Below are 13,539 nucleotides of genomic sequence, written 5' to 3' on the forward strand. Positions count from 1 at the left end.
TTACTGCTTTAAAGCCTGAATTACTTTCTTAGGCTGACGGTCAACAGTGTATAATCCCCAGTGCTTTTCTGCACCAAGCGGATTATTTGGATTACCCTTCCAGTCCTCGTCAAAGGCCTCGAAAAAGAAAGTGGTTATCTTATTGTCTTTAGCCCAGGTCATCAGTTCATTATAGTATTGTAATTGTTTATCCTGACTGGCTCGTTCGCCAAACTCAGATGCAATGGTGGCCCATCCGGCTTCAGTGATAACAATGTTACTTTCGGGTAGTGCCTGACGTACCTCATTGACATTTTCAATGCTGAACGACAAGCCTTCATCAATGTCTTTCCCTTCCCAAACCGGGTAAAGGTGGATTGAAACAAAATCAACTACTTCAGACAATTCAAGGCCATGCTCTGCCCACCACTTGTAGTTATCGGCCACTGTCACCGGCTGATTAATTCTTTCTTTCACCATTTTCACATAGGCAATAACCGTATCGGGCGATACTTTATGATCGTTCCAGTCGACCAGTGCTTCATTACCCACATTCACTGCCACAACAGTCTGTGGATATTGATTAGCCAGTGTTATACCCCTGCCTATTTCTTTCAGGTTCTTTTGTCTGTTCTGCTCAAGCTTTTCCTGCGGGATAGGTTCATTCAGCCAGGCACAGGTTTCATGGGCGCTTAATTCGGCGTCGAGCCAAATGCCCAGCAAAACTTTAATATCTATATCGTTCTCTTCGATTACCCTGAGAACCATCTCTGAGTTATCACCACAATCGTACAATCGAATAAGCTCAAACAGGTTGTCTTCAGAGAGAATCATCAGGTCTTCAAGTATTTCATCGTAAGTCGGGTTAACGGCTCCTTCTCCCCTGTCGGGATGTTGTCCGCTTCTGAAGCCCGAATAACATACAGCCTTTGAAACGCCGGCCACTAAACCATCCTTATCAATATACTGTGGAAGTTTGTCCTTCCTGGATAATATCCCGCATGCTGTCAAGCCTGACAATATCAGGATGCTTATTAAAACCTTTAATTGATGATTCTTCATACTATTCTTATTAGATCACTGTTAAATCAGCATACAATTCCTGCATTACTTTTTTGGGTTTCCTATCCACGGTAAACAAGCCCCAGTGCTTCTCCGGCTCCATTGGCTCCGGTGAACCTTTCCACGGTTCATCAAAAGCTTCAAAAACAAAGGTCATCACACCTTCCCGCTCACTCCAGCTAACCAGGTCATTGTAATAGATCCCTTGTAATTCTTCACTTACATTACCCGGACAAATACCTCGTCCGTTGGAGTTTGTGGCCCAACCGGCTTCGGTAATAACAACCGGCTTACGCGGGTAGCGCTCTGCCACACCATTATAATTCTGTATGGTATAATCCAGAGCCTCATGAATATTTTTATACTCCCATACCGGATAAGTGTGTATGGAAATAAAGTCCACTTCTTCAGCTAAGGCCTTTAGCTTATCATGCCATGGCAGATAATTCTCGCAAAAGGTAACAGGTTGACTGGCACCTTTCTTTACCATCCTTACATATTCGATTACTGAATCAACCGGCACATAGTGATCGGTCCAGTCAACAGTGGCCTCATTACCTACCGATAGTGAAAAAATGATATCAGGGTATGTATTGGCTATCCCGATCAGCTTTTCAATCTGCTGCCTGTTTTGCTCTTTGTTGGCCTTCAGCTGATCCTCGGCATAAATGCCTCCCCACGGACAGCCATGATTATTAACTTCAGCACCTATGTAAGCACCCAACATCACTTTAAAGTCAAGCTTTTCATTGTGAATCACTTCCAGAACCAGGTCCGTTTGTTTGTCACAATCATATAATCGCAGGTATTTCCAGTTTCTTGCCAGTATCAGCAAATCTTCTTTTACCTGTTCATAGTCTGGAAACACACCGGTATCGGGACTTTGTCCCTGACGAAAACCCGAATAACAAATGGCGTTTCCCGATTCTATTTTGATCAATTCATTCAGCTTCATTTCGCTTTCTTCCCCTTTGCTTACCAGTATTTTAATTGTTCATCCTTATCCCATAGTCCCCAATAGGCACCTACATCGCCTTCAGTACCTGTTTTCCAGCTTTCATCAAAGGATGAGAAATAGAAAATCTCAATGTCATCTTCACGCGACCATTTTTGTGCATCGATAAAATACTTTAAAGCATTTTGTTCTGATGGCTGAGCACCATGAAAGGATTTACCGGTACTTGGCCAGCCTGTTTCGGTGATGATCACCCTTTTCCCATTACCTGCTTTTACAGCGCGACGGTACATATCTTTCATGTACAACAAGGAGTATTCAAGGCTGCAACCTTCCCAGAAAGGATAGCAATTGGCCAGAATAACATCACAGGCTTCTGTAATGGCGGGGCAATTTTCAAACTCATAATAGGCATCCACATAGCCAACAGGAATGTTCTTAACACTGCCTTTGACCTGGTTTATATGAAACAACAATTCTTCTTCACTCAGATCTTTACGATACAAGACCTCGTTACCAACGGCAATAATATCGGCATATCCTTTATGCGCCAGCTCAACAAGACCTTCAATCTCCCTCCTGTTAATGTCTTTATCTTTGCCTAACCAGCCACCAACAAGGGTTTTGATCCCTAACTCTTTGGCAATAACAGGAATCATCTCATTGCCTTCGGTGCATGAAAAGGTCCTGACCCATTTAATGTAAGGGCGAATAATATTTAGGCGTCTTCTGACTTGCTCCTCACTCAATTGATCACCAGGCTTCTGACCTTCAGTATACGGGCTGATGCATAAACCATGCATTCCTCCTTTTAATACATTTTTGAAAAGATCAACTAACTCGTCGTAAGACATGGCAGAGATATTGACTCCTGCCAGTGACATCACATATTCATTCCTTACTGACATATTCTGGTTTTGACTATTAATAAAAGAGCCTGGTTACTCAATGGTAACCAGGCATACTTATCTTATTTAAACTTCAATTGTATTGATTTGACTTTCGTGCTTCGGTTAAAGATCATAGCCGATGTTTCTGCATCAACTGTATGACCCTCAAACTGCTTCTTCATACCATCTGCCAAGTTGATCACCACCTTGTTGCTATCCGCTCTTGTATAGACAACAGGGATTTTACAAATGGTGAAACCAAGCTGCCCTGCGTTTAGCTCAACCTGCTCTTCGTTGTGAGCTGTATCGAAATAATTGAATGCCGCCGGGGCCGACAACAGCTCATCGGGATCCAACAAGGCCGTATTAAAGCTCAACTGACCATTTTCAACATGCACACCTAATTCGCCCATACGAGTAATAACATCTTCCTTTACCTGGCCTGTCATTCCCGGCTGTTTAACACCAGCTCCTCCGGGAGTATGTGAATAGGCATCAGTTGGAAATGCACCGTATAATTCAGGCGACTTATTAAGTCCTATACCCGCCTTTATCTCGTAGTAATGGTCTTTTAAGCGTCCAAGTAAAGCATCATCAGCCTTTGTTTCTATTGCTGTAAAATAGTTTTCCTGTACAGCCAGCAATAGCTTTGAAACCATGTGCCAGTAAATACTACCCAAACCTTCGTAACCATAGAACGTACCCGAACGACCGGTAAACGACTGATGATCAAACATCTCCTCATAAATATCGAGGACATCGTTCCTGCAACTTTCAATCAGCTGCCCATACTTATCAACATCAAGGCTGTTAAGTGCCTTTGTTAATTCATCAGCATTACGAATGGTACCATTGAAGTGATAGTTGCCCGCCTCATCCTTAGACAGGACGTTGATATTATTATCTGCTACCAGCTGCTTTAATAAGGCTGAATTTTCAAACCTGGCAAGCGGTATATTATTCTTCTCGACAAATAATGGTAACTGGCGGTCGGGATACAGAATATAACTGTACTGATCTTTGCGGAACAATGCGCTGGACTTTAAGGCATCCATCACCTTAAGACTTTCTTCGGCATTTAAATAACCGGCACTCAATACGGCTACCTGACCTTCAAGCATTTCGTACAGGTAACGAACTGAAATACCATCACCCTCAAAAGCAATCAGGTTATAGGCATGGTACAATCCATCGGTTCTTTTATTGGCCCTGATTGATTGATCCATATATGCCAGGGCAACATCCATAAACTGCTTCAATTCAGTTGTATTAACACTGGCCTTGTTTTCACTGAATGACTGTGAATAAATACTGTTTCTGTAATGTTCACCAGCTTTCCCCAGTGCATCTGCAAACACTTTTCTATCGGTGTTGCTAAATCCTTTTTCCGTCAGTCCAATATGCTCAACAAATAAACTGTTAATGGCATCCAGTAATTCTTTTACTTCAATTGAAATAACCAGTTCGCCGGCAGATGATTTTGCCAGTTTATCAGACCAGAACTGAATAAAACGACGCATGTAGTAAAGGGTCACCATTGAAACACCATTTCCAACCAGGGCGTTGTTCGCATCATTCCACTCCGGACGCTGCGTATTTAGCCAGATTCCGGCTTCAGGAATAAAGTTGCTTAACTTGGACAATAGGGTCACCAGTATTTTTTCTGTCAGGTTAACCTGGTAAAGGCCTCCTGCTTTATTATCCAGCATGCGGGCATCGGCTCCCAGTGCCTTCTCTCGTCCTTTGATCTGATCATTCAATTCAGAATCAAAAACAATTGTATCCTGTGGATTGGCTACCATATCGGCATATGACTTAATGCGATAAGGCACATTGGCATACACAAAAATATCTTTGCCCAATAATTCATCCAGTTTACCCGGATGGTATTTCTCAGATAACTCCAGTAATTTTTGCAGGTAGATGATCTGGTGGTCACCCCAGTATCCAATATAAGCCCACGGATCATGCGGATCAGGACATTCCCAGTCAATACCTTCACGTGTAATACGGTAAGGGTTATAACCATCAGGTGTTGAAGCGTTGACAAATTTGGCGATCATACCTTCGATAAACTCAGGGTACGACAATCCCAGTGCTTCCCAGTTCTGGAAGATATCACGCCAGTTACCCTGGTAGTTTAACTTAGGACTACCATCTTCATTCTTGGAGTCGATCGAGAATTGATTCCATGGTCGACTAGGGTCACCATGACGACGACTGAATGTTAATGGTAAATATTCGTAGGCTAAACGAATCAGATCGGCATTGCCCGTTTCTTCAGCTGCACTGATCAATGCTTTATAAGTAAGTGGTTGAGGTAATGTTTCAATCCACTCTTTTAAATCAGCCGCTACAGCTTTATTATTTTGCTCAACATAAAGGCTGAAATCATCGCTGTTAACATTGTAGCCATCGTTAAAAATACCACCACGCATTACGTTAAACATGGTATTAGAGAAATGACGCGCACAACTTAGATCATCATTACCCAATTGCAGGCCATCGGCGCCGGCCACAATTTTAATCAGGTTTTTAGTGCCTTGTTCTATATCTTTATTAATGATCGCTTCAACGTTCTTATTTGAACTGATAAAGCTATTCAGGTTAACAACATCGCCCCCATCTTTATTTATATCAGCTGCGATACCCCAGCTTTGTGATGAGTGAGCCTTTAAGCTCAATTCCTTATTCAGAAGATAGGCTCCTCGTGCTGCCCTGATATCTGTTTCTGCAGAAAGCGTCTCTCCCAATTTAAACTTCTCAGTCTGATTGCCCGATAATAATATCTTACAATTGTCAAGACCGTATGACCAAACAGTAGTAGCCTTCAATGATTCACTTGGTTCTGCCCTGTCAACCGGAATGGAGCTCAGTGAAAATAAGCCCAGCCCTGTCTCTTCGATCAGCTCATTTTTCTTATAAGCGTCAAGCAGGTTACTGTATTCATTCTGGAATGCATAATCAAGGCCATATGGCAGAATATTTCGGATACCATCCAAAACCTCTGCTTTAATAGCATCAGGTCCTTCATTAGCAATGGTTGATTTACGTATGAATCCGAACTGCTCACTATTGGCCCATTGGTATTTAAAGCTCAAACCAAGCTCAAGGTTAATTTCCTCAAAAATGATTTTATTACCATATATGCTTTTATATATATTTCGTGTCGTCTGGTATATTCTGCCTGACTCCGACGTAAAAGGCTCCCATAAATATGTACGCTCGTCTTTTTCAACCAAAATGGCTGTTGTGCTCCCCGTTATACCCTTATAGTCATGAATTTTATCATCGGTATAATAGGGAAACAATGCATTGTTGCGATCTTTTCTGCCTGCAGTTAATGAACCATTACTTGATAAGAACATCCAATGATCTGAATCACTGACAATGGACATAAAGAAATCATCCATCTGATCATAGTTGCTAATCTTATAATACTTCTCATTTTCACAAACAACGAATTGTCCTTCAACTTCATAAAACTTTGAATTTAAATTCGTATTTCCTAAATAGATCTCTCTCTTCTTCATTATAAAATAATTAGTCAATAGCGCTTTCTATTTCTTTTATTTCGAAAACCCTTTGCCAACGTTCTGTTTCTCCCGGCAAGAGCTTAATGTGTTTAAAAAGTTCAGGACTGACCACATGCGCCCGTCCCCACAGGTTTATTTTATGAGGTTTAAAATTGACAGCTTCGCTAAGTGCCAACTTTAGTTGATTATCTATAAGAGTCCACTTATTGCCGGAATCAGCAACCTTTGATATATCTTCAAAAAAGAAATCTGATTCGGGTTTACATTGCCATGTTATCTGATTCCCATCATAAGTCAAACAGTTGCCCGGATTTAATCCATCATTAAACTGAGTGGCCTTAACAGCCTCACCAATGATTAATTGTGTTTGACCTGATAAAGGCTTGTTACCAGGTGATAGAAAGTTATGAACATATTCGTTCGTTTTAAACACGATACTTCCCCTGTTCTCAAGCTGATAATCAATAACAAATCCGGTGTTTGTTATGCTTATTTTTTTTTCAAGGTAAAATGCAGATTGCGAATGCCTGTTGATACATCCGAAAGTCACAGACTGATGGTCTGCTTCAGTGGTAAACTCAAAAGGCAAATTATCATACTGATGAAAGAAATCATAGGGCTCTGTGTTTTCCTTCTTTAACATGCCAACACCTATTTTGGGAAAATACTCGCCAGGGCTGCAGGTATCATAAGCGATGGCCTCTGTAATACCGAATTCATTGTAAAAGCCTTTCCCCTGTAATTCAGATGTGCTTCCGGCCAGTTCAGTGGTGCACAAGGGAATATTTTTCCACCTCAGTTGCAGAATCTTACCGGTCCAGTCAAAACGAGTCCCAACATAACCTTCATGCGGTTCTTCAATACTCAGTTTTATATGTTCCTTAAATAATTCGATCATCACAAGATTCTTAAAAACCGGTGGCATTTTTCAATGCCACCAATTATCTTTCACCCAGGTTGATTGATGACAATCATATCAGCTGTGTTCCGGCAAACCAGTTCATATGCTTGTCTTTCAACGGATGATTACTACACTCATTTCCCGATTACAATTTCTTTTGGTCTTTTGTCAGAACAAATCCCATTCATTAGTTCACGGTGAACTTAGTGGACAGCGTGGCATTTGAGTCTCCTCCAATCCATAGCTGGAACTCACCCGCTTCAACCACTTTTTCCATTTCAATATTATGGAAGGCCAGATCACTCACTTTCACTTCCATCGATATGGTGCTTTGTTCTCCTTTTTGCAGGCTAATACGTTTAAAAGCTTTTAATTCTTTTACAGGACGGGATACATTACCAACTAAATCGCGTACATAAAGCTGTGCAATTTCTACTCCGTCAAATTCACCTGTATTCTCAATATTGAATGATACTTCAATTGTTTCATCCCTATTGAAATTGGTCTTATTAATCGTTAATTCGCTATACTCATATGTCGTATATGACAATCCATAACCGAAAGGATAAAGAGGCTCATAACCGGCATCAATATAATGCGACTCATTTCCTAAAGACGTTTGTGGCGCCTTTACAGGAATATCATACATCTGTGTCCATGAATCAGGATTTGCAGGACGACCGGTATTTTTATGGTTATAATACATCGGTATCTGACCAACAACCTTCGGGAAGGTAACAGGCAGTTTTCCTGATGGATTATATTTACCACTTAATATATCAGCTAAAGCAGGGCCACCCATAGTTCCGGGATGCCACGCGTAAATAACGGCATCTGCGTATTTGCTGATCTCTCCTATAGTCAGGGGACGTCCTGCCATAACAACCAGGATCAATGGTTTACCAGTCTTCTTCAGTTCTTTGATCAGATCATTCTGAACGCCAGGTAAATCAATATTTGCTCTTGAATGTGCCTCACCTGAAAGGATAGATTCTTCCCCTCCAACAAACACAATAACATCAGATTTTTTTGCCTGCTTAATGGCTTGTCTGAAACCCTTATTATGACGGGTTCTACTAATTGACATTCCTTCTGCAAACAACACCTTATCTTTTCCAAACTCATTCTGTAGTGCTGTTAAAGGAGTAATACTAAGTGTACTGTCTCCGTCGAAAATCCAGGTTCCCAACTGCTCGTAGGCCTGATTAGCCATAGGACCGATTAAGGCAATCTTTTGGGTTGACTTAAGTGGTAGAAGCTTTTCATCATTCTTCAGTAAAACCATACTTTGGCTAGCCGCCTGTTTGGCAGCCTCCAGATATTCTGCTTTGGCAAATTGATTTTGACTTTCCTCAGCTATATATGGGTTATCAAACAAACCCAGTTCAAATTTTACACGCAAAATCTCACGAACAGCCTGATCGATTATTTTAATATCCAATGCACCTTCGTCCAGCAATGCTTTAATGTTATCACGATAGGTCGTTGTCGCCATCTCCATATTGACACCTGCGATAATTGATCGTTTGGCGGCTTCTTTCTCATCGGCAACAAACCCATGGTTAATCATTTCCCAGGGTGATGCCCAGTCACTTACCACAAAGCCATCAAATTGCCATTCTTCTCTCAACACCTGTCGGAATAAGAATTCACTGCCTGTTGAAGGAACACCATCAATATCATTAAAACCTGACATAAAAGTACGTACCCCTGCATCAACAGCCGCCTTAAAAGGAGGAAGGTAAATATCGCGTAATTCACGCGGCGGTATTAAGGTAGAATTATAATCACGACCGCCCTCTGCAGCTCCATAGCCGGCAAAGTGTTTCGCACATGCTACGATGCTTGTCTGATCATTTAAACTATCGCCCTGGAATCCTTTTACCATAGCAGCCCCAAGTACTGAAGTCAGATAAGGATCCTCTCCCAGGCTTTCTGCGATACGCCCCCAACGTGCATCTCTGCTGATATCAATCATTGGTGCAAAGGTCCATTTAACGCCGGTTGAGGACGCCTCTTTGGCAGCAATGCGACACCCCTCCTGAACCAATTCCGGGTTCCATGTGGCTGCTTGCCCCAATGGAATAGGAAAAACGGTTTTAAAACCATGGATAACGTCACGGGCCACAATAATCGGAATACCTAAACGGCTTTCTTCAAGTGCTATTTTTTGCAGCCTGTTAATATTAACAGGATCTACTTCATTAAGAATTGATCCAATTGCCCCATTGCGGATGCTCTCATCATGGCCCTGACCACCGTTAACCTGGCACATCTGACCAATCTTTTCATCCAGTGTCATCTGCTGTATCAGTGCCTCAACTTTATTGTCGATCTCTGATGCATTGTTCGTTTGTTCATTCATTTGACAAGAACTGTAAATGAATAATAATACTACCCCTATAAAGATATATCCGGACTTTCTCATGTGTTTTATTTTATATTGCTGCCCTTGCCAGGCTTATTTCTTTTGGTAAACTCTTACATAATCAATCTCCATTGTACCAGGAAATACAGATTCATCAACACCGTGCTTGCCTCCCCAGGTACCACCAACAGCAAGGTTGAGTATCAAATGAAACCTTCTATCAAAAGGCCACTCTGACGAAGACGCATTGGTTTGCTTTTTATATTGGAATACTTTCTCATGATCAAGGAAGAAAGTACATTTATTGGCTGTCCACTCGATCCCGTATATGTGAAAATGAGCTTTCGCATCGGGCAGGCAAACAGCTTTCGACTTCTCAGTTCCTTTTGTGTGATTATATGCCTCGGTATGAATGGTAAAAAAGACTGAATCGGGTGAATAACCCACATGCTCCATTATATCAATCTCCCCACTTAATGGCCAGCTGCCATATTCCCAATCCGTTGGCAACATCCATATAGCCGGCCAAAGACCTGTGCCCGCAGGTATCTTAGCCCTTACCTCTACCTTGCCATACAACCAGTCACCTTTTTCCTTTGTGATTAAACGAGCTGAAGTATATGGCTGATTATAACCATCTTCAGCGTGAGCAGTGATACTAAGAATACCATTGTCCACATGAGCATTTTCATGCCTGTGTGCGGTATAATGCTGAAGCTCACTATTGCCCCAGGCCCATGCATTTCCTTCAGTATCGTAACTCCATTTTGTCGAATCAGGGAGACCCTTATAATCAAACTCATCGCTCCACACCAACTCGTAACCATCCTTGTCAGTACAAGAGGTCAGTATGAACGCGGTTATGATTACAAAAAGAAATCTCATGATATATTATTGCTTATTATTAGTTTTAATCAAGTTCGTAAACACGTACATAGTCAATTTCCATGCTCTGTGGAAAAATAGAATTATCAACACCTTGTAATCCTCCCCATGTACCACCAACCGCAACATTAAGAATGAAGAAGTGTGGTTTATTAAATGGCCAGTTATCAGCATTTTTATCGGCCGGTGCATAAGTATGCACGATATTTTCAGGTGAGTCGATATAAAATGTCATGGAAGATTCTGTCCAAAGCAAGCCGTAAATGTGAAACTCTTCTTCGCAGGTTGCTAAAGATCTGCTACCTCCATTACCATTCCCGGCATACCCAGAGTTTGTATGAACCGTAGCATGCACTACATCCGGCTGATAGCCTACATACTCCATGATGTCGATCTCACCACAAGCAGGCCATCCTACCTGACCCAGATTAGCTCCAAGCATCCATATGGCAGGCCATATTCCTCTGCCTGATGGTAGTTTGGCGCGTACTTCGATACGGCCATAAGTAAATTCCTGCTTACCCCAACTGATCATACGTGTTGAAGTATAAGATCCCTGTTGGGTATTATCGTTAATTTTTTCAGCTGTCAGAATTAATTTACCATCAACAATCTTAGCATTGTCTCCATTGGTATAAGACTGCAGCTCATTATTGCCCCAGCCATTATTACCGGTACCTGTTTCAAAGGTCCAGTTTGCTGAGTTTACGCTTGCGCTGTTAAATTCATCGGACCAGATCAGCCCTTCAGGATTGACGTAGTCAGGGTCGTCAGCATCAATAATAATTGTATAGCTGACTGTTTTGGTATCACTTAAGGTATTATTGGGTCCCCAGAGTGTTAGCTCTACCTCATAACTACCTTTTAATGGGTAATAGATAGTGTGAACCTTAGTTTTATCGGTCGATTTTCCGGTGGTATTGCCATTAGCAAAATTCCAATCGACATACAGGTAATCACCCACTGATTTATTGGTAAAAACTATTGAATTAGCATCTCCATCAACTACTTCAAATGTAAAGTCGGGGGTATAACCAGACTCTCCTTCATCACCACCACACGAAATAAATGCAGGTAGAACAAGTACCATTAACAGTACTCTGACACCTATCAGATAGTTTTTCATTTTTTAATATTGCTTGTTGCGTATAGAAAAGGCCAGTGCATCCGCAGATGCACTGACCCATAGATTTCAAAATTATTTTGCAGACTTAAGACCTTCCACGTGTGGTCCGGCCAAATCATCGAAATAGAATTCGTGAACTCCTTCACCAACACCAGGGTTGCACATAATACGAATCACGTTATAGAAACCTTCGTTGAAACGAGGGTCTGTAGTTACGTCATCTGTAAACTGATCACCAGTCCAGTCCCATCCGGCACCAACACCAGCGAAGTCATATTCAGCCACTTCCCAGGTATCATCAGCCTGAATGGTATAGATCAGGTCATACGTTCCTGTTTGCCATGCATTACCTCCTTTATCAGTATTCTCAAGCTTCAGAAGAATCTGCTGACCAGCTTTACCTTTTACCATCATTTTGAATACAGATGTTCTTGTCAGATCAAAACGATATCCTGCAGGTAACTTCATAAAGGCGTTAGCCCATTGCTGATTTTCTTTTCTGTAATGGAATACATTAACTCCTTTGTTAGGATAAATGCGCTGTGGATTTTCAACCACTGTTACATCACAGTTTTCTCCAAGAACAGGAGCCATCTCCACTTCACTGTTATCCACATACATTACCATATAATCCAATAAGAAAGGAATGTACTCTGAGTGATAGTTTTCAACTGAAATTGACTGATTATCCACAACGTCTTCATTGGATGCAAGAACGGTAATGGTAACAGGGTAATTACCTTTACGCATGTATACGTGAGTAATAGCAGCATTGTAATCCTCAGTTGTATATACTTCAGAACCATCACCAAAATCAACTGTGTAACCGTTTACGGAAATACCTTCAGGAATAACCACATTGTTAAGGTTAACAGACCATTCATTTTCATTACTTGTTGCAGCAATTACAGTTTCAAAGGTAACAACAGGTTTCTCGTATCCTTTTAAGATCAGCTTATTGTACCAACGGTTTCCATCCTGACCGATCGTACTCATACTGATAGCAGTTTCGGTAATCTCATCAATTCTGTACTCATAAGTACCACCATAATCAAAACCGAAGAATAATGGCTTTGTAGATAATAATGAAAGGTAATTAACACCGTCTCTTTCTACCATTGACCAAGTTGCAGGTTCAGTAGTGTTATATGTTACACGACAATCAACACCATCTACTTCAACAGGGTTAGAATAATTAGGGTCGTCTTTGCGATAATCTTTTACATATGAATCACCATTATTCTTAAAGTCGAAGATAAAATCTACCAGTTTAAACGTGTACTCATCATCATAGGCACCTGACATCGTTTTTTGCAAAGCCGTAGCAGCCCACCATTCCAGTCCGGTACCAGCAGCTGGTCCGATTCCAAAGTGACCACTGGCCAAACTATCAACCACCCATGTTTTACCATCAGGTGCATCTGCACCACCGGTAAGGGCTGTCAGGATAGGACTCGCCAGAAACTCATAATCTGTTTCTGTCTGCTCCACTTCATCCATTTTTGAATTGGCTTCACCATTGTTGGCAGTAATGGTCAATGTAACTTCATAATTACCAGGTAGGGGATAATAAGCAATTACTTTATCTCCTTCTAAAGTACTTCCGTTTCCTGTGCTCCACTTTACGGTATGAACACCGGAAACAGGTGTAAGATTGGTTAGCACAAAGTGAAACTCATCTTCACCCGGCTCAATGGTAAAACTCATTTCTTCATCGGTCGGAGCACCATTTTTCCCCAAACCAGACTTATCGAATTCTTTAGGCTCACAACCAATCAGCAGAACAGCTGCCACCAACATTGCGATACCTGTTTTTATACTATTTTTCATAATTATC

9 protein-coding genes are annotated in these 13,539 nt (G+C 41.4%); all 9 read right to left on the reverse strand.

Features of this window, described 5'->3' with window-relative positions; all coding sequences use genetic code 11:
• Positions 1-1,041: a glycosyl hydrolase family 17 protein gene (locus ACRD69_RS02010; RefSeq protein ID WP_430813389.1), complete on the reverse strand. Its 1,041-nt coding sequence runs from the start codon at positions 1,039-1,041 to the stop codon at positions 1-3.
• Between the two features lie 10 nt (positions 1,042-1,051).
• Complete coding sequence (locus ACRD69_RS02015; RefSeq protein WP_430813390.1) at positions 1,052-1,996, reverse strand: glycoside hydrolase family 17 protein; 945 nt, start codon at positions 1,994-1,996, stop codon at positions 1,052-1,054.
• 20 nt (positions 1,997-2,016) lie between these two features.
• The gene (locus ACRD69_RS02020) at positions 2,017-2,904 is read right to left on the reverse strand and encodes a glycoside hydrolase family 17 protein (protein WP_430813391.1); all 888 of its coding nucleotides are present in this window, start codon (positions 2,902-2,904) and stop codon (positions 2,017-2,019) included.
• A 62-nt stretch (positions 2,905-2,966) separates the two neighbouring features.
• Complete coding sequence (locus ACRD69_RS02025; RefSeq protein ID WP_430813392.1) at positions 2,967-6,419, reverse strand: hypothetical protein; 3,453 nt, start codon at positions 6,417-6,419, stop codon at positions 2,967-2,969.
• A 10-nt stretch (positions 6,420-6,429) separates the two neighbouring features.
• Positions 6,430-7,320 carry a hypothetical protein gene (locus tag ACRD69_RS02030; RefSeq protein ID WP_430813393.1) on the reverse strand — a complete coding sequence of 297 codons (891 nt, stop codon included), beginning with the start codon at positions 7,318-7,320 and terminating at the stop codon, positions 6,430-6,432.
• A 190-nt stretch (positions 7,321-7,510) separates the two neighbouring features.
• On the reverse strand, positions 7,511-9,751 hold the full coding sequence (gene bglX, locus ACRD69_RS02035) for a beta-glucosidase BglX (protein ID WP_430813394.1): 2,241 nt from the start codon (positions 9,749-9,751) through the stop codon (positions 7,511-7,513).
• Between the two features lie 33 nt (positions 9,752-9,784).
• Positions 9,785-10,576 carry a glycoside hydrolase family 16 protein gene (locus ACRD69_RS02040; protein WP_430813395.1) on the reverse strand — a complete coding sequence of 264 codons (792 nt, stop codon included), beginning with the start codon at positions 10,574-10,576 and terminating at the stop codon, positions 9,785-9,787.
• 25 nt (positions 10,577-10,601) lie between these two features.
• Entirely contained in the window at positions 10,602-11,702 is a 1,101-nt protein-coding gene (locus ACRD69_RS02045) for a family 16 glycosylhydrolase (RefSeq protein ID WP_430813396.1), read from the reverse strand.
• Between the two features lie 72 nt (positions 11,703-11,774).
• Positions 11,775-13,532: a PKD domain-containing protein gene (locus tag ACRD69_RS02050; RefSeq protein ID WP_430813397.1), complete on the reverse strand. Its 1,758-nt coding sequence runs from the start codon at positions 13,530-13,532 to the stop codon at positions 11,775-11,777.
• Positions 13,533-13,539: the final 7 nt, after the last annotated feature.

The sequence above is a fragment of the Carboxylicivirga agarovorans genome, assembly GCF_050589845.1.
In the GTDB taxonomy this organism is placed as follows: Bacteria; Bacteroidota; Bacteroidia; order Bacteroidales; family Marinilabiliaceae; genus Carboxylicivirga; species Carboxylicivirga agarovorans.

Excerpts from the sequence above, each read along its gene's own strand:
- ACRD69_RS02010 (WP_430813389.1), bottom strand. The coding sequence starts at position 1,041 with ATGAAGAATCATCAATTAAAGGTTTTAATAAGCATCCTGATATTGTCA.
- ACRD69_RS02015 (WP_430813390.1), bottom strand. The coding sequence starts at position 1,996 with ATGAAGCTGAATGAATTGATCAAAATAGAATCGGGAAACGCCATTTGT.
- ACRD69_RS02020 (WP_430813391.1), bottom strand. The coding sequence starts at position 2,904 with ATGTCAGTAAGGAATGAATATGTGATGTCACTGGCAGGAGTCAATATC.
- ACRD69_RS02025 (WP_430813392.1), bottom strand. The coding sequence starts at position 6,419 with ATGAAGAAGAGAGAGATCTATTTAGGAAATACGAATTTAAATTCAAAG.
- ACRD69_RS02030 (WP_430813393.1), bottom strand. The coding sequence starts at position 7,320 with ATGATCGAATTATTTAAGGAACATATAAAACTGAGTATTGAAGAACCG.
- bglX (WP_430813394.1), bottom strand. The coding sequence starts at position 9,751 with ATGAGAAAGTCCGGATATATCTTTATAGGGGTAGTATTATTATTCATT.
- ACRD69_RS02040 (WP_430813395.1), bottom strand. The coding sequence starts at position 10,576 with ATGAGATTTCTTTTTGTAATCATAACCGCGTTCATACTGACCTCTTGT.
- ACRD69_RS02045 (WP_430813396.1), bottom strand. The coding sequence starts at position 11,702 with ATGAAAAACTATCTGATAGGTGTCAGAGTACTGTTAATGGTACTTGTT.
- ACRD69_RS02050 (WP_430813397.1), bottom strand. The coding sequence starts at position 13,532 with ATGAAAAATAGTATAAAAACAGGTATCGCAATGTTGGTGGCAGCTGTT.